The organism is Mycobacterium dioxanotrophicus (assembly GCF_002157835.1).
Classification (GTDB): Bacteria; Actinomycetota; Actinomycetes; order Mycobacteriales; family Mycobacteriaceae; genus Mycobacterium; species Mycobacterium dioxanotrophicus.
This window is the reverse complement of sequence record NZ_CP020809.1, coordinates 3,233,812-3,256,183: the sequence shown is the minus strand read 5'-3', so window position 1 is coordinate 3,256,183 and position 22,372 is coordinate 3,233,812. Positions and strand designations below refer to the sequence as shown.

Sequence of the window (22,372 nt, the reverse complement as noted above, 5' to 3'; positions counted from 1 at the left end):
TCAGGGTACGAGGACCGCCGCCCCGGCAATCCGCCCTGCGCTCAGATCGGCCAGCGCATCGGCAGCACGGCCCATGTCATACCGCGGCGTGGTGAGCTGCACCCGGTGCGTCCCGACGAACGCCAGGAACTCTCGGGCGTCATCGCGGGTATTGGCGGTGACCGACCGGATCTCGCGTTCTTGGAACAGATGCCGTTGGTAGTTCAGAACCGGGATGTCGCTGAGGTGAATGCCTGCGATCGCGAGCACGCCGCCACGGTCGAGCGCTTCGAGCGCCGGAAGCACCAACTCCCCCACCGGCGCGAACAGAATGGCGGCGTCCAGCGGTTCCGGCGGGCGGTCGGCGCTGCCCTGCACGGATGCGGCACCGAGCGACGTGGCGAGTTCACGGGCGCGCTCGCCACGCGTCATGACATGGACGGTGGCACCCTGGGCGATCGCGACCTGTGCGGTCAGATGCGCACTGCCGCCGAATCCGTAGATACCCAGCCGCCCGCCGGTCGGCAGATCGGTTCGCCGTAGCGCGCGGTAGCCGATGATGCCGGCACAGAGCAGTGGCGCCAGTTCGGAGTCGGAATAGCCCTCGGGTAGCCGGTGAACGAAAGAGGCCGGGGCGGTAGCGAATTCGGCGTAGCCGCCGTCGGCATCCCACCCGGTGTATTGAGAATGGGGGCACAGGTTCTCCCGCCCGCGGCGGCAGTACGCGCACTGTCCGCAGGTGTGCCGTAACCAGGCCACCCCGACGCGGTCACCCGGCGCATAGCTGTCATCGACATCAGGGCCGACCGCCACGACCTCGGCGACGATCTCATGCCCCGGTATGACGCGAGGGCGGTGCACCGGCAGGTCGCCCTCGGCGATGTGCAGATCGGTGCGGCACACGCCGCACGCCCGCACCGCGACGAGCAGCTCACCCGGTGACGGCTCCGGGATCGGAACCGTCACCCGCTCAAGCGGATTGGTGCTCACCGGGCCCGGGCTGGCAACCTGCCAGGCGCCCATACTCCCATTGGGCATGCGGCGGGCCGATCAGTTGCCTCGGCGTACCAGTCCGACAATCCAGAGCAGGACCACGGCGCCACCGAAAGCAACAAAAAAAGTAAACCAGTAGCCGCCGCTGTTTACGTCGACATGGAGAAGGTTTAGCACTAGACCAGCAGCAAAAGCACCAACGACACCTGTGATGATATTCATCAGTATGCCCTGGCCACGGCCTTGTACAAACTTGCTCGCGAGCCAGCCGGCGATACCGCCGATGACGATGTAGCCCAACCATCCGATGCCGGTTTTGCCATCAAGATTTAAAGCGAGGAACTCGGTCGTCGCCATTACATCCATTGCAGATCTCCTGCCTATCGCTGGCTCAGCCCAGCGGGGCCCGCGGGGCCTCTCCTAGATGTACCCATCGAACGTAACAATTGATCTGACGAATTGGGAACGATCGGCCGACGATCGCCGTCAACACGGTGCGACCACATCCGCGCACCTTCCGCTGAGCAAATCGTTATCACATTGTCGGCGTGTCGCTACGCGACTATTCTCTGTCTCATCTGGCAACTCGCTGTGGATCAAGTCCGGCGCCGCGCAGATGCGACGCCCCTGAGAGTGCGGAAGGTCGCGGTGTGCAGCACAGATGCGTCAGGTGGGCGACGTGGGTCACGCGCCCGGATCAACCCCGAAAGTACACCAGGGTCGGCGTCCAGCAATCTCACACAAGCCACTCCCGTCACACCAGCACCACCAGCCTCAGCGCGCTGTCAGCAAACACATTTCGCGGGTTCGGCGAGGAGACGACGATGAAAGCGCTGATAGGACTGGCGGTCACCGCGCTGGCGGCGAGTGGCATCGCATTGGCGACAGCCGCACCGGCCGGTGCCGGTTGCCAGGGCGGCTGGACACCCTGGGGCGGTGGCACGACCTGCGACGGACCGATCGCGCAGGACGGCACGTTCCAGCGGTGCGTGACGGCGGGGGCGATGGGCTTCGGCGGCACCAACTGCTACCTGATGAACGTCAACGATCTCGCGGGCACCGTGCCGTATGTAGGCCCATAGTCAGGTAGGCCCGGATAAACCCGCCGGGCCTACCTGACTACCCAGAGATGGCCGTCAGGACGGCGGCATCATCTCCGGCGGAGCGTTGGTGACCGGAACCGGCACACCGAGGGCCGGCCGTCCCGGCGGAGCATTGGGCGCAGGCGGCGCGTTCGGATCGGCCGGCGGCGCAGCAGGGGCGTTCGGGTCCGGCGGCGGTGCGGCCGGTGGCGTCCACGGGCGGATCGAATTCGCCAGGGCCACCGCGGCGTTCTTGTCCACCGGGTGGGTGGCCGAGCCGAGCCAGACCACGAACCACCGTTCCGGCGTGCGCTGCCCGCGCGGGGCGCCCGCAGGCGTCGGATTGCCGACCACCCCGGCCCAGATCTGACCGTTGGGCTTGTTGGCGTCGGTGAACTTCACCTCGTAATACGAAGCGGCGCCGGGCAATCCGTTCGCGTTGAGCGGCACGGTCTCCTGGTTGACCCGCGTGCCCGGGAACGGCATGAAGAACTCGCCCATGTCCGAGGCCAACCGGACCGCGGCCTTGCCGTTGTCCGCTTCGGCACCGGCGAACAGTTTCAGGTCGAGCCGGCCGAGCAGGACGCTCGTGTCATTGGGCGGCTCGGGGGTGCCCTCCGGCGGAACCTTGGTCAGCAGCGCCTGCCCGTACGACAACTGAGTGGCGTCGGAGACTTTCCAACCGGCGGGCAGGACGTAGCTGAATCCGCCCGCGGCGTTGTCGATGCGGCCGGGCTCCGGCGCGGGGGGTGCGGGAGGCGCGGGCGGGGCGTTCGGATCGGCAGGCGCGGGGCGGGCGCACCGGCTGGCGCGGGGCGCCGGGAGCCGGAGGGGCTGCCGGTGCCGGGGCTCCGGGTGCAGGCGCAGCGTTGGGATCGGCGGGGGGCGCGGGCAGGAAGGTATTGCCGGGCGGCGGGGGCGGCGGCTCGGGATCCGCCTGAGCCACCGCGGGCAGCGCAACGGCCACCGCGGTCACGCTGGTGACCGCGGCCAGTGCCAGTTTTTTCGACAGGCCCCTACGTCGAGGAGACATCGCGTCCGACTCGTCCATGGGGAAGAAACTACCGTGTTACCGCCGTGACGCAAGTGTGAGTTGCTCTTAGAGTGCTTAACTGAGAGATTGCTGGCGACAACAAAAGGCCTTGCCACAATGCATCTCATAGATTGCTGACACGACAAGGCCCGAGCCGCCACGCCCGACCCGGCAACCGGGCCGCGCAGGCGGCAATCTCACCGGTTATCGCCTGCGCATCGGGCACCGTTACGGCGCGGGATGGACCGCAACCTCCTGCGCCTTGACGGTGAAGAAGACCTGCTCCCCCGGCGCCAATCGCAGCCGTGCGGCCGACTCGGCAGTGATGTCGGCGGCAAGGCCGGGCGCGCCGTCGGGTTGCTCGTCGGCACGCACCCGTATGCCGGGTCCGCGGCTGTCGAGTTCGGCGACGGTGACGGCGACAGTGTTGCGTGGGCTCCCGTGCGGTTCGTCGCGGTAGACGGCCACGGCCGACGGCGCGAACACCGCGACCGCCGGACCGCCTACGACCACGTCCTCGGCCGGTATGCCGTGCCAACCGGTACCCCATGCCGTGGTGAGGCCACCCGCACCGTCGGCGACGCCGGTGACAAGGTTGACACCCGCGAGGTGCGCCGCGAAGCGGCTCTTCGGTACGGCCAATACCGCTGCGGTAGAACCACTTTCGACGATACGACCGGATTCCAGCACCACCACCCGGTCGGCCAGTGTCAAGACGTCCAGCAGATCGTGGGTGATCAGCACCGCGCAGCGGCCGTCCGCCGTCAACACCCGGCGCAGCACTTTGCGCATCGCGCCCGCCACCGCGACATCGAGACCCGCCATCGGCTCGTCCAGCAGAAGGACATCCGGCTCGGCGGCCAGCGCCCGGGCCAGCGCGACCCGTTGAGCCTGGCCTCCGGACAGCTGACGCGGCGTCCGGCCGGCCAGATCGCTCGCGTCGACCTCGGCCAACCAGCGATGTGCGCAGTCACGGGCCGCCGTGCGAGTCATCCGGCCTCGGCTGCGCGGGCCGAACGCTACGTTCGCCCCCACGCTCAGATGCGGAAACAACAGTGGGTTCTGCAGCATCAACCCGACGCGGCGCGCGTGGGGTGGCACCCGGATGCCGGCCTCGGTGTCGGTCACCACCCGATCGCCGATCCGCACGCGGCCCAGCTCAGGGGTCACCAGGCCGGCGATGACGTGCAGCGTCGTCGACTTCCCCGCGCCGTTGGGCCCCAACACCGCCAGCACCTCGCCCGGCGGGACCGCGAACTCGAGATCGAGCCCGCGGCGTTCGACCACGGCATGCACGGTCAGCCCGGTCATGCCCACGCTCCCGAACGCAGCCGGCGGCCGCCCAGGCCGATCACGACCACCGCGGCCACCACCACCAGCACCACCGACAACGCCACCGCGGCGTCGGCGTCGCTCTCGCGCTGCAGATAGATCTCCAGGGGCAAGGTTCTCGTCACACCCTGACGCGAACCCGCGAATGTCAGGGTGGCGCCGAACTCCCCGAGCGCGCGGGCGAACGCCAGCACCGCACCCGACAACAGCCCGGGCGCCAGCAGCGGCAGCGTCACCCGCCACCACACCGTGCTGGGCCGCGCCCCCAGCGTCGCGGCCACCACCTCGAATTCGGCACCCGCGGTACGCGCCGCCCCCTCGAGCGAGATCACCAGGAACGGCAGCGAGACGAAGGTCTGCGCAAGCACGACGGCCGTGGTGGTGAAGGCGATGTGCACCCCGCCGGCCTCCAGATACCGGCCGATGAGACCCAGCCGGCCGAACGCGTACAACAGCGCGATGCCGCCCACCACCGGCGGCAACACCAACGGCAGCAGGATCAGCGGCCGGGTCAGGCGCACCACTCTGCCGTCGCTGCGTGCCAGCACCAATCCGAGCGGGACCCCGAGCAGGACGCACAGCAGCGTGCTCGCCGCCGCAGTCTTGAGACTCAGCAGCAGCGCGGCCGTGGACGAATCACTGGCGATGAGCGTCCAGAACCGCGTCCAGTCGACCTTCACGACCACGGCCACCAGCGGCAGCACGACAAAGACGGCGCCGATGGCGGCAGGCAGATAGATCCACCGTGGCAGTCCGGGCGTTGCGCTCACGACCGGCGCACACCGGTGCTGATCCACGTCATGGCACAAACCGTAGGCGAACTAACAGCCAGATTGATGCGCGTCAGGTTTCGTCAGATAGCTACCGTCCAGTAACATCGGCGGGTGTTCGTCCCCGTCCGGGTGGCGATCCCCAGGTACATGGAGGTACATCATGGCGGAGGTGCTGGTCACCGGCGGCGATACCGAGCTTGGTCGCGTCATCGCGGCGGGCTTCAAAGATGCCGGCCACAACGTGGTAATCGCCGGTAGTCGCCCTGACGACCTGGAGGTCGCCGCCAAGGAGCTCGAAGTCGAGTCGATCGTCTTCGACAACACCGACGCGGCCAGCCTCGAGCAGGCCCGCCGACTGTTCCCGCATCACATCGACACGCTGGTCAATGTGCCCGCTCCGCGGTGGGACGCCAAGGACCCCCGCACCTTCACGCTGGCCGATCATGCCGCCGCGTGGCGCAACGCACTCGACACCACGGTGGTGTCCGCTGCGCTGACGGTGCAGATCATCGGCGATCACCTGCGTTCGGGCGGCACCATCATCAACGTCATCACCGAAAGCCCCCGCCCGGGCAGCGCGGATGCCGCGGTCAAGGCCGCTCTGGCCGACTGGACCGTCGGGCAGGCCGCCTACTTCGGTACCCGTGGGATCACCGTCAACGCCGTCGCCCCTGGTCGCAGCTCGGAGCCCGGCTACGCCGGCCTGAGCAGCACGCCGCCGTCGGTCGCCGACGAGGTGGCCCGGCTCGCGGTGTTCCTGACCACGCCTGCCGCCCGCCACATCACCGGCGAGACCATGCACGTCGGCCGGGGCGCGTTGGCAAGCTTCGCCTGAAATATTCCGCCGTTCACCCGGAGCTAAACGGGGTTGCCGCTCCGCTTAGATGCTGGTTACGTGAAGACGTGACCATCAAACTAGGCCTCCAGATCCCGAACTTCTCCTACGGCACAGGCGTTTCCGAACTCTTCCCCACCGTCATCGCGCAGGCTTCCGAAGCCGAGAACGCAGGCTTCGACTCCGTCTTCGTGATGGACCACTTCTACCAACTGCCCGGCCTGGGCACGCCCGACCAGCCGATGCTGGAGGCCTATACCGCCCTGGGCGCACTGGCCACCGCGACCGAACGCGTCCAGCTCGGCACCCTGGTCACCGGCAACACCTACCGGAACCCGACCCTGCTCGCCAAGGCCATCACCACCCTCGACGTGGTCAGCCAGGGCCGCGCGATCCTGGGCATCGGCACCGGCTGGTTCGAGCTCGAGCACGATCAGCTCGGCTTCGAGTTCGGCACGTTCACCGAACGGTTCAACAAGCTCGACGAAGCGCTGCAGATCATCATCCCGATGATCGAGGGCAAGCGCCCGACCTTCAGCGGCAAGTACTACAAAACCGTCGAGGCCATGGCCAATCCCCGGTTCCGGGAACGCATTCCGCTGATGATCGGCGGCAGCGGCGAGAAGAAGACCATCCCGCTGGCAGCCCGGCACTTCGATCATCTGAACCTCATCACGACCTTCGACGAACTGCCTCACAAGATCGCCGTCATCAACCAGGAGTGCGAGAAGATCGGCCGCGATCCGGCGACCTTGGAGACCAGCATGCTGGTGATCGCCCTGATCGGCGATCAGGTGAGCGTCGACGCGGTTCCCGACGACTTCAAGGCACGGGCCGCGGTCGGCACGGCCGAGCAGGTGGCCGAGCAACTGCAGGCCAAGGTCTTCGACGCGGGCGTGGACGGGGTGATCCTGAGCCCGGTCACACTCGGCGGCTACGTGCCCGGCGGCATCACCGCTGTCGGCGAAGCGCTCAAACCGTTGATATCGGGGTAAACAATCCGTGCGATGAGCCATCTCACCGCGCTGGCAGGAATCCTGCCGACTACCCTGTCGGTTGTATTGAACAGGTATACGTTCGCGAGGAGCAACGAATGAGCCACCCCGGAGCCAAGGCAACGGATCGGCATAAGGTCGTCATCATCGGATCGGGCTTCGGCGGGTTGAACGCCGCGCAAGCGCTCAAGCACGCTGATGTCGACATCAAGTTGATCGCCCGCACCACGCATCACCTGTTCCAGCCGCTGCTGTACCAGGTGGCCACCGGCATCATCTCCGAAGGCGAGATCGCCCCGCCGACGCGGCTGATCCTGCGCAAACAGCGCAACGCGCAGGTTCTGCTCGGCGACGTCACCCACATCGACCTGGAGAAGCAGACCGTCGAATCGGTCCTGCTCGGACACACCTACTCGACCCCGTACGACAGCCTGATCATCGCCGCGGGCGCCGGCCAGTCGTACTTCGGCAACGACCACTTCGCGGAGTGGGCGCCGGGCATGAAGTCGATCGACGACGCCCTCGAGCTGCGTGGCCGCATCCTGGGCGCGTTCGAGCAGGCCGAGCGGTCGAGCGACCCCGAGCGCCGCAAGAAGCTGCTCACCTTCGTCGTCGTCGGCGCGGGTCCCACCGGCGTCGAGATGGCCGGTCAGATCCAGGAGCTCGCCGATCAGACGCTGCGGGGCAGCTTCCGCCACATCGACCCCACCGAGGCGCACGTCATCCTGCTCGACGCCGCACCGGCCGTGTTGCCGCCGATGGGCGAGAAACTCGGCAAGCGAGCCAAGGACCGGCTGGAGAAGATGGGTGTGGAGATCCAGCTCAACGCCATGGTGACCGATGTCGACCACAACGGCATCACCGTCAAGGACAAGGACGGCACGCTGCGCCGGATCGAGGCGGCGTGCAAGGTGTGGTCTGCCGGAGTGTCGGCCAGCCCGCTCGGCAAGGATCTGGCCGACCAGTCCGAGACGGAGATCGACCGGGCCGGCCGGGTCAAGGTGTTGCCGGACCTGACGATCCCGGGCCACCCGAACGTGTTCGTCGTCGGCGACATGGCGGCGGTGGACGGCGTGCCGGGCATGGCACAGGGCGCCATCCAGGGCGGGAAGTACGCAGCCAAGCTGATCAAGCGTGAAGTCAGCGGCACCAGCCCCAAGATCCGGACCCCGTTCAAGTACTTCGACAAGGGCTCGATGGCCACCGTCTCGAAATGGAACGCGGTCGCCAAGGTCGGCAAGCTGGAGTTCAGCGGCTTCTTCGCCTGGCTGGCCTGGCTGGGCCTGCACCTGATCTACCTGGTGGGCTTCAAGACCAAGATCGCGACCCTGCTGTCGTGGGCGGTGACGTTCCTCAGCCGCCAGCGCGGCCAGCTCACCATCACCGAACAGCAGGCCTACGCCAGGACCAGGATCGAAGAGCTCGAAGAGATCGCCGCCTCGGTCAAGGAGACCGAGAAAGCCGCGTCCTAGCGCCTAGCCGGCAGGCAGCCGGTCACCCTGCCAGGTGGCCAGGCTGCCGCCGTGCGCCAGTTCCAACACTGTCCCGGCCGTCTCAAAAGACCTTGCGGGATAACGCAATTCACTGACACACGCGCGCGGTGCGGCGAGCGCGTCGTCGCCGACGGCGCCGCTGCCCAGCTCGACGCGGTGGCGCAGCAGCGGCGTCGCGCCGACATCGACGCAAAGTGTTCCCGACCAGAAACCGTCGCGCTCCCCGCAGCGGCCGATCTGGACGCGTTCCCGCAATCGCAGCCGCGCGGTGTCCGCGAGCCCGATCCGCACAGCGGTGCCGTGGCTGGATCCGCCGGCGACGACCGTGGGTTGCGGATCGATATCGAGCTCGCCGGCGTTCTCGATGTCCCACCACGCGGTCGAATGGTCGGTGCCGGCACCCGGCAAGGTCACTGCGGCCGCGACGGTACGGATGAGCAACCGCGCCCCGGGCTCGACCACCACCCGCACCTTCAGCGAGTCACCGCCGAGCGGAGTGGCCGCCGTCGACACCAGATGCACGGTGTCCGGTTCGGTGTGCCGGCCCGCGATCCCACCACTGCCCTCGATACGCGGCAACCGGCCCGGGCGCGCTATGACGACGATGCAGGCCCGCATCACACGGTCGGCGCCTGCGCCAGCGCCAACTGCTCACGCACCCAGGTCAGTACGGGGCCGGCCGACGGGTCGTCGGTGAGCGAGATCAGTGCGGTCGGGCGGTCTTCCCGAACCCGGGCGGCGTCGCGACGCATGACGTCGAGGTCGGCCCCCACCAGTCGGGCCAGGTCAGTCTTGTTGACCACCAACAGATCCGAGAACGTCACCCCTGGGCCGCCTTTGCGCGGGACCTTGTCGCCGCCGGCGACGTCGACGACAAAGATCTGCACGTCCACCAGGCCCGACGAGAACGTCGCGGTGAGGTTGTCACCGCCGGACTCGACCAGGATCAGGTCCAGACCAGGGTTGGTGTCGATCAGATCGTCGATGGCGTCGAGGTTGGCGGTGATGTCATCCCGGATCGCAGTGTGAGGGCAGCCGCCGGTCTGCACGGCGGCGATCCGCTGGTCGGGCAGGACCGCGTGCCTGCGCAGGAAATCCGCGTCCTCAGTGGTGTAGATGTCGTTGGTCAGCACGGCCAGCGACAGCTCGTCGCGCAGCTGCCGGCACAACGCCGCGACCAGTGCGGTCTTCCCGGAACCGACCGGACCGCCGATGCCGATGCGCAGCGGTTCGCCCGGCTGCCGCGCCCGCTTGGGCCGCGGCGGATGTGCATGCGGCTCACCGTCGATGAAATGTGGTGGCATGGTGCAGGATTCCCCTCTCTCAGGAGACGAACAGCGGTCGCTCACGCTCGGTGTGCTGCTGGGCCAGCACATCCAGGAGCGGGTCGGACAGATCGGCCAGGCCTGCGGCGGCCGCCGCGGCGGTGGATTCGCACAGCCCCGACAGGTCGAAGGTCAGCGCCGCGACATCGCCGGGATCGAGTGCGAGCAGTCGTTGCGCGGCGGTGGCCGATCCGGTCATCGTGGTGTAGACGAGCGCGAGCGCGATCTGTATCGGTGTCAGATCCGCTGCGGCGCCGACTGTTCCGGCCGCGACGGCCAGATGCGGTTTGGCCCCCAGTGCGTCCCAGTCGTGGTCGAGCCACACCCGGCGGGCCAACCGGACCAGCCCACGCCCCTGCGCGCGCGACGTCGCACGGGACGCCGGCGCCGGTGTACGGGCGTCGGTTTCGGCGTCGGCCGCAGGAGCATCGAGCAGGCCGGTACGGACTGCGACGGCAAGCGAGGCCGTCACCAGGCCGTGGCTGCGGATACGCCGTACGAGATACGCCCGCACCGTGTCGACATCGCTGAGCAACCCGCGGGCCACGGCTTCCTCGACACCACCTGAATGCACGTGCCCGCCGATGGGCAGGCGGGAATCCGCAAGCGTCAACAGCGTTGCCAGGCCGGTCATTTCCGCGCTCACTCAGAACAGGAAGTATCGCTGGGCCATCGGCAGTTCGGCCGCGGGCTGCTCCTGCCACACCTCGCCGTCGATGCGCACCGTGAACGTGTCGGGATCCACCTCGATGCGCGGCAACGCGTCGTTGAGCGGCATGTGCGCCTTGCCGATCTTCCGAACATCCTTGACAGGAGCGAGCTTTCGCCGGACATCGAGCCGCTCGGCCAGCCCGTCGGCGACGGCCTGGGGCGAGACGAAGTGCAGCGACGTCGCAGCCGCAGCCGCGGGCGCGGCGCCGAACATGGGCCGCGGCAACACCGGTTGCGGGGTCGGAATCGAGGCGTTGGCATCACCCATCGCCGCCCAGGCGATCATCCCGCCCTTCAGCACGACGTGCGGCCGCACCCCGAAGAAGGCCGGATCCCACAACACCAGATCGGCGAGCTTGCCCACCTCGACCGAGCCGATCTCGTCGTCCATCCCATGCGCGATCGCCGGGCAGATGGTGTATTTCGCGACGTAGCGGCGGACCCGGAGGTTGTCGGCGGCGCCGTCGCCGTCGAGTGCACCACGCCGCCGCTTCATCACATGCGCGGTCTGCCAGGTGCGCAGCACCACTTCCCCGACGCGGCCCATGGCCTGCGCGTCACTGCCGATCATCGAGATGGCGCCGAGGTCGTGCAGCAGATCCTCGGCAGCGATGGTCGACGGCCGGATGCGGCTCTCCGCGAACGCCAGATCCTCCGGGACACTGGGGTTGAGGTGGTGGCACACCATGAGCATGTCGAGATGTTCGTCGAGGGTGTTGACGGTGTGTGGCCGCGTCGGATTGGTCGAGCTGGGCAGCACATTGGGGTGAGCGGCGACGGTGATGATGTCCGGTGCGTGTCCGCCGCCCGCGCCCTCGGTGTGGTACGCGTGGATGGCGCGTCCCTTGATCGCGGCCAGCGTGTCCTCGACGAAACCGGCCTCGTTGAGGGTGTCGGTGTGGATGTTGACCTGAACCCCCGCGGCGTCGGCCACCGTGAGGCAGGCGTCGATGGCCGCCGGTGTGGTGCCCCAATCCTCGTGCAGTTTGAAACCCGCTGCCCCCCCGCGCAATTGCTCCCACATCGCCTCGGCGCTGACGGTGTTTCCCTTGGCCAGCAGCGCCACGTTGAGCGGCCAGCCGTCGAGCGCCTCGAGCATGCGGGCCAGATGCCAGGCGCCCGGGGTGACAGTGGTGGCCTTGCTTCCCTCGGCCGGGCCGGTGCCGCCCGCGACGATCGTGGTGATGCCGCCGCCGAGGGCCTCGGCCATGATCTGCGGGCAGATCAGATGCACATGACAGTCGATGGCACCGGCGGTGACGATGCGCCCGTTGCCCGCGATGACCTCCGTGGACGGGCCGACCACCAGGTCCGGATGGACTCCTGCCATGATGGCGGGGTTGCCGGCCTTTCCGATGGCGGCGATGCGACCGTCGCGGATGCCGATGTCGGCCTTGATGATTCCCCAGTGGTCGATGATCACCACACCCGTGATGACGGTGTCCGGAGCGCCGTCGGCCCGGGTGACGCGGGCCTGGCCCATCGATTCCCGCAACACCTTGCCACCACCGAACACCGCCTCGTCACCGGCCAATCCCGGCCCGCCGCTGCGGTCTTCGGTGATCTCGACGAACAGCTCGGTGTCGGCCAGCCGGATCCGGTCCCCGGTCGTCGGCCCGAACAGCGCGGCGTAGCGCGCCCGGCTCAGCTCACTCATGAGGTTGTGTCCAATCGTCCCGGCGGATTCAGGCTGATGCCGTACACCTCGCGGGAGCCGGCCAGCGGGACCAGCGAGACACGCTGCAGCACACCGGGTTCGAACCGGACGGCGGTACCGGCCGGAATGTCGAGCCGATGGCCGTAGGCCGCCTCGCGGTCGAAATCGAGCGCGGCGTTGGCCTGTGGCAGGTGCACGTGGCTGCCGACCTGGACCGGGCGGTCCCCGGTGTTGACGACGTCGATGGTGCGGCGCACCGAGTCGGCGTTGATCGTGATGGGGCCGTCGCCGAAGACGATCTCTCCCGGGATCATCGTCAGCCGATCGGGTGGTGGACGGTGACCAGCTTGGTGCCATCCGGGAAAGTGGCCTCCACCTGCACTTCGTCGAGCATCTCGGGCACACCCTCCATCACCTCGTCGCGGCTGAGCACACCGCGGCCACTGACCATGAGCTCGGCGACCGTGCGCCCGTCCCGCGCACCTTCCAGCAGGTGATCGGTGATCACCGCAACGGCTTCGGGATGATTGAGCCGCAGCCCGCGGGCCTGTCTGCGCCGAGCCAGTTCGGCGGCATAGGACAGCAGCAGCCGCTCGGTCTCGTGCGGGGTCAATCGCATAGAGCGCGATACTGCCACGGCGCGCGCGAGTCAGCAGCGCACGCGAATTCGGGCTACTCCGTCGGGAGGTTCTGCAACCGCACCTGGCCGCGGGCCACGAGCTTGTCGTTCTCGTCGGTGATGGTGATCAGCCACAGCTGCTGGCGGCGGCCCCTGTGAATCGGCGTGGAAACCGCTGTGACAGTGCCGGATCCGATCGCCCGCAGGAAGTCGGTGTTGTTGTTGACGCCCACGACGGTCCCCCCGCCGTGCTCGGAGAGCCAGACGTGAGCCGACACGCTTGCCAGGCTCTCGACGATCGCGCAGTACACGCCACCGTGCATGATCCCCCACGGTTGCAACAGCTCATCGGTGATGGTCAGCTGCGCCCGGCCGCCGTCGGGACTGAGCTCGACGTACTTCAGGCCGATTACGTTGTCGAATCCCTTGCCGAGGTCCTCGGGCACGTCTGTCGTCACAGTCCTCGTGTCTACACGGCCGATCGTCGTAAGAAAGCGGGCGGGTCCCGCGCAATACGCGCGGGACCCGCCCTTCGAATGGACCGGGGGTCTCTGCAGCCCTCAGGACTCCGGCTCGGTCCGTTAGCTTGTTCTCCAAATAATAGGCAAGGCTGCCCTAATTAAGCAACACCTTCCCTGCCCGACCCGCGCCGCGAACCGGCAACCCGAACCCGGCCAGCGCGTCCAGCACCGCCTGACCGCGTCGCATGCTGACGAACTCGCTGCACCCGGACAGCAGCGGCACCTGCGTTGCGGCACCGACAACTGCGGCGCCGACCATGTGCCACATCGCCACAGTCGATATCGCCCCACCGCTGATGTCGACCAATTGATCGAACAGCGGCGCGAGCGCGCGGTGACTGCGATGCGCCACCCAAGTGGTGAGTGCGGCCTCGTTGGGCAACGCCACGATCCCGTCCCGCGTCGCGTCGGCGATGCGCGAGGGCCTGCCGCTGAAGTGGATGTCGTCGGGCAGGGCCCGCAAGACCGGGTCGACCACACCGACCCAGTCGATGGCCCCCTCCGAGTCGACATGCACCCAGAGGTTCTCCAGGCCGGTATCCCAGGCCCGCCCCTCCAGAACCAGCAGTGGCACCACGCGGCCGATGACGACGTGCGCGAGTGTGGCGGCAAGCTGCTGGGCCACCGCAGCCCGGTTGCCCGTTTCCGCGACGGCCGCGTCGAACATCCCCTGCAGCCGGCCGGCGCTGATGGCCTCCTCCAACGGCCACCAACGGCGCCGCGACAGGTCCCGCATCACGGCCACGCCATATACGCGTGGGCACTCCGGATACAGCTCGCGCAGCCGTCGGCTCGATTCGTGCAGCGGCAGCATCCGCCTGATGGCCATACCCGCGATCAGGGGGTCGTCGACCACGACCGTCATGACACCTCCCAAGGCTCCCGATTGAGTTAGGTTAGCCTTACTATATCTACACGGCGGGCAGGTGCCAGGCGGTGTGACTCGTTTCACAGGGGCTGTCGAACATGCGCTGACCTTGGGCTAACCGACCGAGACACGCCATCCACCAACCGCCGCAGAATCGATACGACGCGCGGTAGTAACGCCGTAGTACGCTGGCCTTACTGCTCAGGAAGTGAACGGAACATGGCGAAACTGACGCGCCTCGGGGAGCTGGAGCGCGAGGTGATGGACCACCTGTGGTCTGCACCCGAACCCCAAACGGTTCGCCAAGTCCACGAGGCGCTGGCCGCCCGCCGCGACTTGGCCTACACGACGATCATGACCGTGCTGCAACGACTCGCGAAGAAGAACCTGGTCGTGCAGCACCGCGATGATCGGGCGCATCGTTATGCGCCCACCCACGGCCGCGACGAGCTCGTCGCCGGCCTCATGGTCGACGCCCTCGATCAGGCCGCAGACTCCGGCAGCCGCCGGGCCGCACTCGTTCACTTCGTCGAACGGGTCGGAGCGGACGAGGCCGAAGCCCTGCGGCGGGCTCTCGCCGAGCTGGAGAGCAAGGACCGAATTCCGCCACCGGCTGGCAATTCCGGCATCTCCTGAGAGAGACTTACGGCGTGTCCGCGCTGGCCTTCACTCTCGTAGCGCTGGCCCTGGTGGGGCCGGTGCCCGCGATGTTGGCACGTGCTTCCTGGCCCCTGCGGGCACCCCGCGCGGCGATCGTGTTGTGGCAGTCGATCGCGCTGGCCGCCGTGCTGTCGGCATTCTCGGCCGGAATCGCCATCGCCAGCAGGCTCTTCGTACCCGGCCCGGACGGCCGCCCGACGGCCACCATCACCGGCGAGATCGCCGCACTGAGCTTGCCACTCTGGCTGACCTACGTGGTGGTGTTCACGGTCACGCTGTTCATCGGCGCGCGGCTGTGCCTGGCCGTCGTACAGGTGGCCATCGCCACCCGGCGCAGGCGCGCACATCACCGCATGATGGTCGATCTGCTCGGTAAGTCCCGCGACGGGCTGCCGCCGCATCTCTGTACCCCCGCGGGAATCAACGTCCCGCTCGCACGCGGTGGCCTACGGATCCTCGACGTGGCCCAACCGCTTGCCTACTGTCTGCCCGGCGTCCGGAGCCGCGTCGTGGTCAGCGAAGGCACCCTGACCACCTTGTCCGACAGTGAGATCGCCGCGATCATCACGCATGAACGAGCACATCTGCGGGCCCGCCACGATCTGGTGCTCGAGATGTTCACCGCGGTGCACGCCGCATTTCCCCGGTTCGTCCGTAGCGCCAGCGCACTCGACGCGGTCCGGCTGCTGATCGAACTACTGGCCGACGACGCCGCGGTGCGGACCGCCGGGCCGACGCCCCTGGCACGCGCCCTGGTCGCCTGCGCCTCAGGCCGCACCCCGTCGGGGGCCATGGCCGCAGGCGGTCCCACGACAGTGATCCGCGTGCGGCGGCTCGGCGGAAAGCCCAACAGTGTCCCGCTCGCAGTGACCGCCTATCTGGCCGCGGTCGCCGTCCTCGTCGTTCCCACGGTCGCAGTGGCCGTCCCCTGGTTGACCGAGCTGCGCCGCCTGTTCAGCGGTTGGTCCGGTTAGGCGTAGTTGCGCTGCCGGTGGAAAAGCGTTCTGCGATAACAACAATCGAAAGGCTGCTGCATGACGAACACGGGTAGGACCGGGACGGCACAAATCGGGGTGACCGGTCTGGCGGTGATGGGCTCCAACATCGCCCGCAACTTCGCCCGGCACGGCTACACCGTGGCCCTGCACAACCGCTCGGTGGCCAAGACCGACGCCCTGCTGGCCGAACACGGCTCCGAAGGCACCTTCGTACGCAGCGAAACCATCGCCGAATTCCTCGACGCCCTGGAAAAACCCCGCCGCGTGCTGATCATGGTCAAAGCCGGCGACCCCACCGACGCGGTGATCAACGAACTCGCCGACGCCATGGAACCCGGCGACATCATCATCGACGGCGGCAACGCCCTCTACACCGACACCATCCGCCGCGAAAAAGCCATCCGCGAACGCGGCCTGCACTTCGTCGGCGCCGGCATCTCCGGCGGCGAAGAAGGCGCCCTCAACGGCCCCTCGATCATGCCCGGCGGCCCCGCCGAGTCCTACACCTCCCTGGGCCCGCTGCTCGAAGAGATCTCCGCCCACGTCGACGGCGTGCCGTGCTGCACCCACATCGGCCCGACGGCGCCGGACACTTCGTCAAGATGGTGCACAACGGCATCGAATACTCCGACATGCAACTCATCGGCGAGGCCTACCAACTGCTACGCGACGGCCTGGGCCTGACCGCCCCCGAAATCGCCGACGTGTTCGCCGACTGGAACACCGGCGAACTCGACAGCTACCTCGTCGAGATCACCGCCGAAGTCCTGCGCCAGACCGACGCCAAGACCGGCAAACCACTGGTCGACCTCATCGTCGACGAGGCCGAGCAGAAGGGCACCGGCCGCTGGACCGTCAAATCCGCCCTCGACCTGGGCGTCCCCGTCACCGGCATCGCCGAAGCCGTCTTCGCCCGCGCCCTGTCCGGCTCCGTCCCCCAACGCAAGGCGACCTCCGGGCTGGCCTCCGGGACCCTGGGCGACAAACCCACCGATGCCAAGCAGTTCATCGAAGACGTCCGCAAGGCGCTGTACGCCTCGAAGATCATCGCCTACGCCCAGGGCTTCAACCAGATCCAGGCCGGCAGCGCCGAATACGGATGGAACATCACCCCCGGCGACCTGGCCACCATCTGGCGCGGCGGCTGCATCATCCGGGCCAAATTCCTCAACCGCATCAAAGAAGCCTTCGACGCCCAACCCGACCTGGCCACCCTCATCGCCGCCCCCTACTTCCGCGACGCCGTGGAATCCGGCGTCGACGGCTGGCGCCGCGTCGTGGTCACCGCCACCCAACTGGGCATCCCCGTCCCCGGGTTCTCCTCGTCACTGTCCTACTACGACGCCCTACGCACCGAACGCCTGCCCGCAGCCCTGACCCAAGGCCTGCGCGACTTCTTCGGCGCCCACACCTACGGCCGCACCGACGCCGAACCCGCAGCACGCTTCCACACCCTCTGGAGCGCAGACCGCACCGAAATCCAGGCCTGAGTAGATTCGTTGCCGTGAGGTTTTTGGACGGACACACCCCGCCGTACGACCTGACCTACAACGATGTCTTCATCGTTCCCGGCCGGTCGGACGTCGCATCCCGCTTCGATGTCGACCTGTCCACGGTCGACGGCTCGGGGACGACCATTCCGGTGGTCGTGGCGAACATGACGGCCGTGGCAGGCCGTCGGATGGCCGAGACCATCGCGCGCCGGGGCGGCATCGTGGTGCTCCCCCAGGACCTGCCGATCACCGCGGTGGCCGACACCGTCCAGTTCGTCAAGAGCCGCGACCTGGTGGCGGACACCCCGGTGGTGCTCGGCCCGGAAGACTCCGTGTCCGACGCCATGGCCCTGATTCACAAGCGGGCTCACGGCGCGGCGGTGGTGACGTTCGAGGGCCGGCCGATCGGATTGGTCACCGAGGCCAGCTGCACCGGGGTCGACAGGTTCGCCCGGGTCCGTGACGTCGGCTTGTCCGACTTCGTGACGGCGCCGGTCGGCACCGAACCACGCCAGGTGTTCGACCTGCTCGAGCATGCGCCGGTGGGTGTCGCGGTGCTCACCGCGCCGGACGGCACCCTGGCCGGCGTGTTGACCCGGACCGGCACGATCCGGGCCGGGATCTACGCCCCCGCGGTCGACGCTTCCGGACGGCTGCGGGTGGCCGCGGCCGTCGGCATCAACGGTGATGTCGCGGGCAAGGCCCGCGCCCTGGTCGAGGCAGGCGCCGACCTGCTCGTCATCGACACCGCACACGGACACCAGCACAAGATGCTCGACGCCATCAAGGCGGTCGCCTCGTTGGATCTCGGGGTACCGCTGGCGGCGGGCAACGTGGTCTCCGCCGAGGGCACGCGCGACCTGATCGAGGCCGGCGCGACGATCGTCAAGGTCGGGGTGGGCCCCGGTGCCATGTGCACCACCAGGATGATGACCGGCGTGGGCCGGCCGCAGTTCTCCGCTGTGGTCGAATGTGCCACCGCGGCAAAGCAACTCGGTGCGCACGTATGGGCCGACGGCGGCGTGCGTCATCCGCGGGACGTGGCGCTGGCGCTGGCCGCGGGCGCGTCGAACGTGATGATCGGCTCATGGTTCGCCGGCACCTACGAATCCCCCGGGGACCTGCTGCGCGACCGCGACGACCGGCCGTACAAGGAGAGCTACGGCATGGCCTCCAAACGCGCCGTGGCAGCCCGCACCGCAGCCGACAGCCCGTTCGACCGCGCCCGCAAGGCACTGTTCGAGGAAGGCATCTCGACCTCCCGGATGGCGTTGGATGCCGCGCGCGGTGGTGTTGAAGACCTCCTCGACCACATCACCTCGGGCGTACGCAGCACCTGCACCTACGTGGGTGCCGCCACCCTGCCCGAGCTGCACGAGAAGGTGGTGCTCGGGGTCCAGTCGGCGGCTGGTTTCGCCGAGGGACATCCCCTGCCCAGCGGTTGGTGACGCAGCCGGCTGCTCGCGGCCGCGATAAGATGGACGCTCATCGCATTCACTGCTGGCCAGATCTCGCTGCGCCATCCGAACGAAAGGGTTCACGTGCCGCAGGCACCCGCTGAGGCCTCCGGTTCTGAACCGGCCTTCTCCGCGGAACAGCAGACAGCTTCGGACGCCGACACGGGCGACCCATCTACTAGTCGGCCGGGCCTTCTGCCCGGCGCCCCGGCTGCGAGGCCCCGATGAGCTCCGACCTGGTCTTCTCGCTGCTCTCGATCCTGGCGATCGTTCTGCTCACCGCCGGTACCGCGATCTTCGTCGCGGCCGAGTTCGCGCTCACGGCCCTGGAACGCAGCACTGTCGAAGCCAACGCCCGCACCGGTGACCGCCGCGACCAGATGGTCCGGCGCGCCCATCGGACCCTGTCCTTCCAGCTCTCCGGTGCTCAGGTTGGCATCTCGATCACCACGCTGGCCACCGGTTATCTGGCCGAACCCGTCGTCGGCCGACTGATCCGGCCGGGTCTGGACGCGCTGGGCATCCCCGCCAACATCTCGGGTGGCCTCTCGCTGTTCTTCGCCGTGGTGATCGCCACGTCGCTGTCGATGGTCTTCGGCGAGCTGGTGCCCAAGAACCTGGCGGTGGCCCGCCCGGTCCCGACGGCCCGCGCCGCGGCCCCGTTCCAGCTGCTGTTCTCGACGTTGTTCACCCCGGTCATCCGGATGACCAACGGCACCGCGAACTGGATCCTGCGCCGGCTGGACATCGAGCCTGCCGAGGAACTGCGCTCGGCCCGCTCGGGCCAGGAACTGGCGTCGCTGGTGCGCAATTCGGCGCGCAGCGGCTCGCTGGATCCGACGACAGCGCTGCTCGTGGATCGGTCACTGCAGTTCGGCGAACGCACCGCCGAGGAGCTCATGACCCCGCGGTCGAAGATCGAGGCGCTCGAAGCCCACGAGACCGTCACCGACCTGCTGGAGGTGGCGATCAGGACCGGCTACTCCCGGTTCCCCATCGTCGAGGGTGACCTCGACGAGACCATCGGCGTGGTGCACGTCAAACAGATCTTCACCGTCCCGCTCGAAGAACGCGCCCGCACCCGGCTGGCCGCGCTGGCGCTGCCCGTCGCAAGGGTGCCGTCCGCGCTCGACGGCGATGCGGTGATGGCCCAGATCCGGGCCAACGGGCTGCAGACCGCCCTGGTGGTCGACGAGTACGGCGGCACCGCGGGCATGGTGACGGTCGAGGACCTGATCGAGGAGATCGTCGGAGACGTGCGCGACGAACACGACGACGCCACCCCGGACGTGGTGCCGGCCGGCCGCGGTTGGCAGGTCTCGGGTCTGCTGCGCATCGACGAGGTCGCGACCGAGACCGGCTTCCGCGCCCCGGAGGGCGAATACGAGACGATCGGTGGGCTGGTGCTGCAGGAACTCGGCCACATCCCAGAGACCGGTGAGGCCGTCGAGCTGACGGCATTCGATCCGGACCAGCCGAGCGACGAACCCGCCCGCTGGCTGGCCACCGTGGTCCGGATGGACGGGCGGCGCATCGACCTGCTCGAGCTGACCGAACTCGGCCCGCGCTCCACACAGGGGGACGACAGCCATGGGTGACGTCTTCGGGGTGCTGCTCACGCTTGTGCTGCTGGCGGCCAACGCGTTCTTCGTGGCTTCGGAGTTCGCGCTCATCTCGGCGCGCCGCGACCGGCTGCAGGCGTTGGCCGAGCAAGGCAAACGCAGTGCGGTGACCGTGATCCGCGCGGGCGAGAACCTGTCGCTCATGCTCGCGGGATCGCAGTTGGGCATCACGATCTGTTCGATCCTGCTGGGCCGCGTGGGTGAGCCTGCGGTGGCCCATCTGCTGTCGAAACCGTTCGAGCTCGTCGGGGTGTCCGACGCGGTACTGCACACGGTGTCGTTCGTGGTGTCGCTGGCGATCGTGGTGACGCTGCACGTGCTGCTCGGCGAGATGGTGCCGAAGAACATCGCGATCGCCGGCCCGGAGTCGGCGGCCATGCTGCTGATCCCGACGTATCTGGTCTACATCCGCGCGGCCCGGCCGTTCATCGCGTTCTACAACTGGTGCGCCAACGCCACACTGCGGCTGTTCCGGGTCGAGACCCGCGACGAGCTCGAGTCGGCGGTCTCGACCGTCGAGCTCTCGGAGATGATCGCCGAATCCCTCTCGGAGGGCCTGCTCGACGCCGAGGAGCACCTGCGGCTGACCCGGGCATTGCAGACCCGGACCCGCAAGGTCGCCGATGTCGCGATGCCGCTGTCGGAGATGCATGCGATCCGCGTCGCCGCCCCCGGCTCGGGTCCGACAGTCGGCGACGTCGAGCGGGCCCTCGCCGAAACCGGTTACTCCCGCTTCCCGGTGGCCGATTCGTTCGGCGAGTTCATCGGGTACCTGCACATCAAGGACGTGCTGCCGGAGGTCGACGATCCCGAGGCCGTCCTCGACGTGTCGATGGTGCGGCCCCTGCCGCAGGTGCCCGCGTCGCTTCCGGTGCCCGACGCGTTGTCGCGGCTGCGGCGCAGCAACAGCCACCTGGCACTGGTTACCGATGACACGGCCGGCGGCGCCGTCACCGCGATGGTGGCGCTGGAGGATCTGGTCGAGGACCTGGTCGGCACCGTGCGCGACGGAACCCATCGTGTCTGAGCTGGTGCTCGAAGAGGCGGACTGGACCGGACGGGAGCAGCGGCACCGCACCCGCGTCGACCGTTTCCTGGCGCCGCATCTGCAGCGCCGGGAACACGGCCAGGCGCACCCGGTGTGGGACTTCCTGTTCACCTACTACAGCCTGCGGCCGCGCCAGCTGCGCCGCTGGCACCCGGGGTTCGGCGTGGTGCTCGCCGGCCCGGCAGCGCGGCGCTATCTCGGTGCGAGCGGCTACGGCAGTGTCGGCGACGGCGTCGGGGTGACCCCGGCGCATCTGCGGTCGCGCGCGGACACGGTCCGGTTCGTCGCGCAGCTGCTGCGCGCGACGGCGGCCCGTCCGCCGCGGCTGAACTGCTTCGGCCTGCACGAGTGGGCCATGGTGTACCGCACGCCCGAGAAGCGGCACGGCCAGGTGCCGCTGCGGCTCGGCGCCGCCGGAACCGACGCCGTCGTCGACTCGCTGCCACTGCGCTGCAGTCACTTCGACGCGTTCCGGTTCTTCACCGAACCCGCCGTCCCCCGCAACGAGCAGCCGCTGCGCCGCGAGACGCAGATCCGCACCGAGCAGCCGGGCTGCATCCACGCCGCCATGGACTGCTACAAGTGGGCCTACAAGCTGAGCCCGCTGGTGGCCTCCGAGCTGGTCATGGATGCCCTGGAGCTGGCCGCCGACGCACGGGCCGTCGACATGCGGGCCAGCCCGTACGACCTCGAAGACTTCGGTTTCGCGCCGATCGCCATCGAAACGCCGGCCGGGCGAGCCGAATACGTGCGCGCGCAGCAGGACATCACCGAGCGGGCCGCTCCGTTGCGGGCCCGGCTGCTCGGCGAGTGTGACACGCTGCTCGAAGCGCTGGACACCGAAACATCGCGGGGCCGCACGCGATAACCAAGATGCA

Annotated in this window: 22 protein-coding genes and 2 pseudogenes; 11 read left to right on the top strand and 13 right to left on the bottom strand. The window is 68.4% G+C overall.

Features of this window, described 5'->3' with window-relative positions:
- Both BTO20_RS15720 and BTO20_RS15715 read right to left on the bottom strand, forming a co-directional pair.
- A complete protein-coding gene (locus BTO20_RS15720) occupies positions 1–1,002 on the bottom strand; it encodes a zinc-binding alcohol dehydrogenase family protein (RefSeq protein WP_198344402.1) in 1,002 nt (333 codons plus the stop codon).
- 27 nt (positions 1,003–1,029) lie between these two features.
- Positions 1,030–1,338 (bottom strand): GlsB/YeaQ/YmgE family stress response membrane protein, encoded by a 309-nt coding sequence (locus BTO20_RS15715; RefSeq protein ID WP_087077299.1) that lies wholly within the window; start codon positions 1,336–1,338, stop codon positions 1,030–1,032.
- Positions 1,339–1,796: 458 nt separating this feature from the next.
- On the opposite strand from BTO20_RS15715, the gene BTO20_RS15710 reads away from it, so the two are divergent.
- Positions 1,797–2,054, top strand: a complete 258-nt coding sequence (locus tag BTO20_RS15710; RefSeq protein WP_087077296.1) for a CDGP domain-containing protein — start codon at positions 1,797–1,799, stop codon at positions 2,052–2,054.
- Positions 2,055–2,108: 54 nt separating this feature from the next.
- Here the strand turns inward: BTO20_RS15710 and BTO20_RS15705 are convergent.
- From BTO20_RS15705 to BTO20_RS15690, 3 genes and pseudogenes are all read right to left on the bottom strand, one after another.
- Positions 2,109–3,105: pseudogene (locus BTO20_RS15705) on the bottom strand (APA family fibronectin-binding glycoprotein).
- A gap of 210 nt (positions 3,106–3,315) precedes the next feature.
- Positions 3,316–4,398 (bottom strand): sulfate/molybdate ABC transporter ATP-binding protein, encoded by a 1,083-nt coding sequence (locus BTO20_RS15695; protein WP_087082147.1) that lies wholly within the window; start codon positions 4,396–4,398, stop codon positions 3,316–3,318.
- Positions 4,395–5,189, bottom strand: coding sequence for an ABC transporter permease (locus BTO20_RS15690; protein WP_087082144.1), 795 nt, complete (start codon positions 5,187–5,189; stop codon positions 4,395–4,397). The genes BTO20_RS15695 and BTO20_RS15690 overlap by 4 nt, the downstream gene beginning before the upstream one ends.
- A gap of 163 nt (positions 5,190–5,352) precedes the next feature.
- Between BTO20_RS15690 and BTO20_RS15685 the strand changes: the two genes are divergently transcribed.
- The 3 genes from BTO20_RS15685 to BTO20_RS15675 all read left to right on the top strand — a co-directional run bounded on the left by BTO20_RS15685 (position 5,353) and on the right by BTO20_RS15675 (position 8,494).
- A complete protein-coding gene (locus tag BTO20_RS15685; RefSeq protein WP_087077290.1) occupies positions 5,353–6,027 on the top strand; it encodes an SDR family oxidoreductase in 675 nt (224 codons plus the stop codon).
- Positions 6,028–6,095: 68 nt separating this feature from the next.
- Entirely contained in the window at positions 6,096–7,022 is a 927-nt protein-coding gene (locus BTO20_RS15680; protein WP_087077288.1) for an LLM class F420-dependent oxidoreductase, read from the top strand.
- Between the two features lie 98 nt (positions 7,023–7,120).
- Positions 7,121–8,494 (top strand): NAD(P)/FAD-dependent oxidoreductase, encoded by a 1,374-nt coding sequence (locus tag BTO20_RS15675; protein ID WP_087077286.1) that lies wholly within the window; start codon positions 7,121–7,123, stop codon positions 8,492–8,494.
- A gap of 3 nt (positions 8,495–8,497) precedes the next feature.
- Here the strand turns inward: BTO20_RS15675 and BTO20_RS15670 are convergent, their stop codons facing one another.
- The 8 genes from BTO20_RS15670 to BTO20_RS15635 form a co-directional block, all read right to left on the bottom strand.
- Positions 8,498–9,133: an urease accessory protein UreD gene (locus BTO20_RS15670; RefSeq protein ID WP_087077284.1), complete on the bottom strand. Its 636-nt coding sequence runs from the start codon at positions 9,131–9,133 to the stop codon at positions 8,498–8,500.
- Entirely contained in the window at positions 9,133–9,819 is a 687-nt protein-coding gene (gene ureG / locus BTO20_RS15665; RefSeq protein ID WP_087077282.1) for an urease accessory protein UreG, read from the bottom strand. The genes BTO20_RS15670 and ureG overlap by 1 nt, the downstream gene beginning before the upstream one ends.
- Positions 9,820–9,838: 19 nt before the next feature.
- Entirely contained in the window at positions 9,839–10,474 is a 636-nt protein-coding gene (locus tag BTO20_RS15660) for an urease accessory protein UreF (protein WP_087077279.1), read from the bottom strand.
- A 12-nt stretch (positions 10,475–10,486) separates the two neighbouring features.
- Positions 10,487–12,208 (bottom strand): urease subunit alpha, encoded by a 1,722-nt coding sequence (locus BTO20_RS15655; protein WP_087077277.1) that lies wholly within the window; start codon positions 12,206–12,208, stop codon positions 10,487–10,489.
- Entirely contained in the window at positions 12,205–12,522 is a 318-nt protein-coding gene (locus BTO20_RS15650) for an urease subunit beta (RefSeq protein ID WP_087077275.1), read from the bottom strand. Before BTO20_RS15650 ends, BTO20_RS15655 begins: the two co-directional genes overlap by 4 nt.
- Positions 12,523–12,524: 2 nt before the next feature.
- Positions 12,525–12,827: an urease subunit gamma gene (locus tag BTO20_RS15645; RefSeq protein WP_087077273.1), complete on the bottom strand. Its 303-nt coding sequence runs from the start codon at positions 12,825–12,827 to the stop codon at positions 12,525–12,527.
- Between the two features lie 53 nt (positions 12,828–12,880).
- Entirely contained in the window at positions 12,881–13,285 is a 405-nt protein-coding gene (locus BTO20_RS15640; RefSeq protein ID WP_064946401.1) for a PaaI family thioesterase, read from the bottom strand.
- A 157-nt stretch (positions 13,286–13,442) separates the two neighbouring features.
- Complete coding sequence (locus BTO20_RS15635) at positions 13,443–14,213, bottom strand: iron reductase (protein ID WP_087077269.1); 771 nt, start codon at positions 14,211–14,213, stop codon at positions 13,443–13,445.
- A gap of 222 nt (positions 14,214–14,435) precedes the next feature.
- Here BTO20_RS15635 and BTO20_RS15630 point away from each other — a divergent pair, with 222 nt between their 5' ends.
- The 7 genes and pseudogenes from BTO20_RS15630 to BTO20_RS15600 all read left to right on the top strand — a co-directional run bounded on the left by BTO20_RS15630 (position 14,436) and on the right by BTO20_RS15600 (position 22,362).
- Positions 14,436–14,852 carry a BlaI/MecI/CopY family transcriptional regulator gene (locus BTO20_RS15630; RefSeq protein WP_087077265.1) on the top strand — a complete coding sequence of 139 codons (417 nt, stop codon included), beginning with the start codon at positions 14,436–14,438 and terminating at the stop codon, positions 14,850–14,852.
- 14 nt (positions 14,853–14,866) lie between these two features.
- A complete protein-coding gene (locus BTO20_RS15625; protein ID WP_087077263.1) occupies positions 14,867–15,850 on the top strand; it encodes a M56 family metallopeptidase in 984 nt (327 codons plus the stop codon).
- A gap of 60 nt (positions 15,851–15,910) precedes the next feature.
- A pseudogene (gndA, locus tag BTO20_RS15620) lies at positions 15,911–17,364 on the top strand (NADP-dependent phosphogluconate dehydrogenase).
- A 14-nt stretch (positions 17,365–17,378) separates the two neighbouring features.
- Positions 17,379–18,815 carry a GuaB1 family IMP dehydrogenase-related protein gene (locus BTO20_RS15615; RefSeq protein WP_087077261.1) on the top strand — a complete coding sequence of 479 codons (1,437 nt, stop codon included), beginning with the start codon at positions 17,379–17,381 and terminating at the stop codon, positions 18,813–18,815.
- A gap of 233 nt (positions 18,816–19,048) precedes the next feature.
- Positions 19,049–20,422: a hemolysin family protein gene (locus BTO20_RS15610; protein ID WP_087077259.1), complete on the top strand. Its 1,374-nt coding sequence runs from the start codon at positions 19,049–19,051 to the stop codon at positions 20,420–20,422.
- Positions 20,415–21,473 (top strand): hemolysin family protein, encoded by a 1,059-nt coding sequence (locus BTO20_RS15605; RefSeq protein WP_087077257.1) that lies wholly within the window; start codon positions 20,415–20,417, stop codon positions 21,471–21,473. Before BTO20_RS15610 ends, BTO20_RS15605 begins: the two co-directional genes overlap by 8 nt.
- The gene (locus tag BTO20_RS15600; RefSeq protein WP_198344400.1) at positions 21,466–22,362 is read left to right on the top strand and encodes a 3-methyladenine DNA glycosylase; all 897 of its coding nucleotides are present in this window, start codon (positions 21,466–21,468) and stop codon (positions 22,360–22,362) included. The genes BTO20_RS15605 and BTO20_RS15600 overlap by 8 nt, the downstream gene beginning before the upstream one ends.
- The last annotated feature ends 10 nt before the right edge of the window (positions 22,363–22,372 follow it).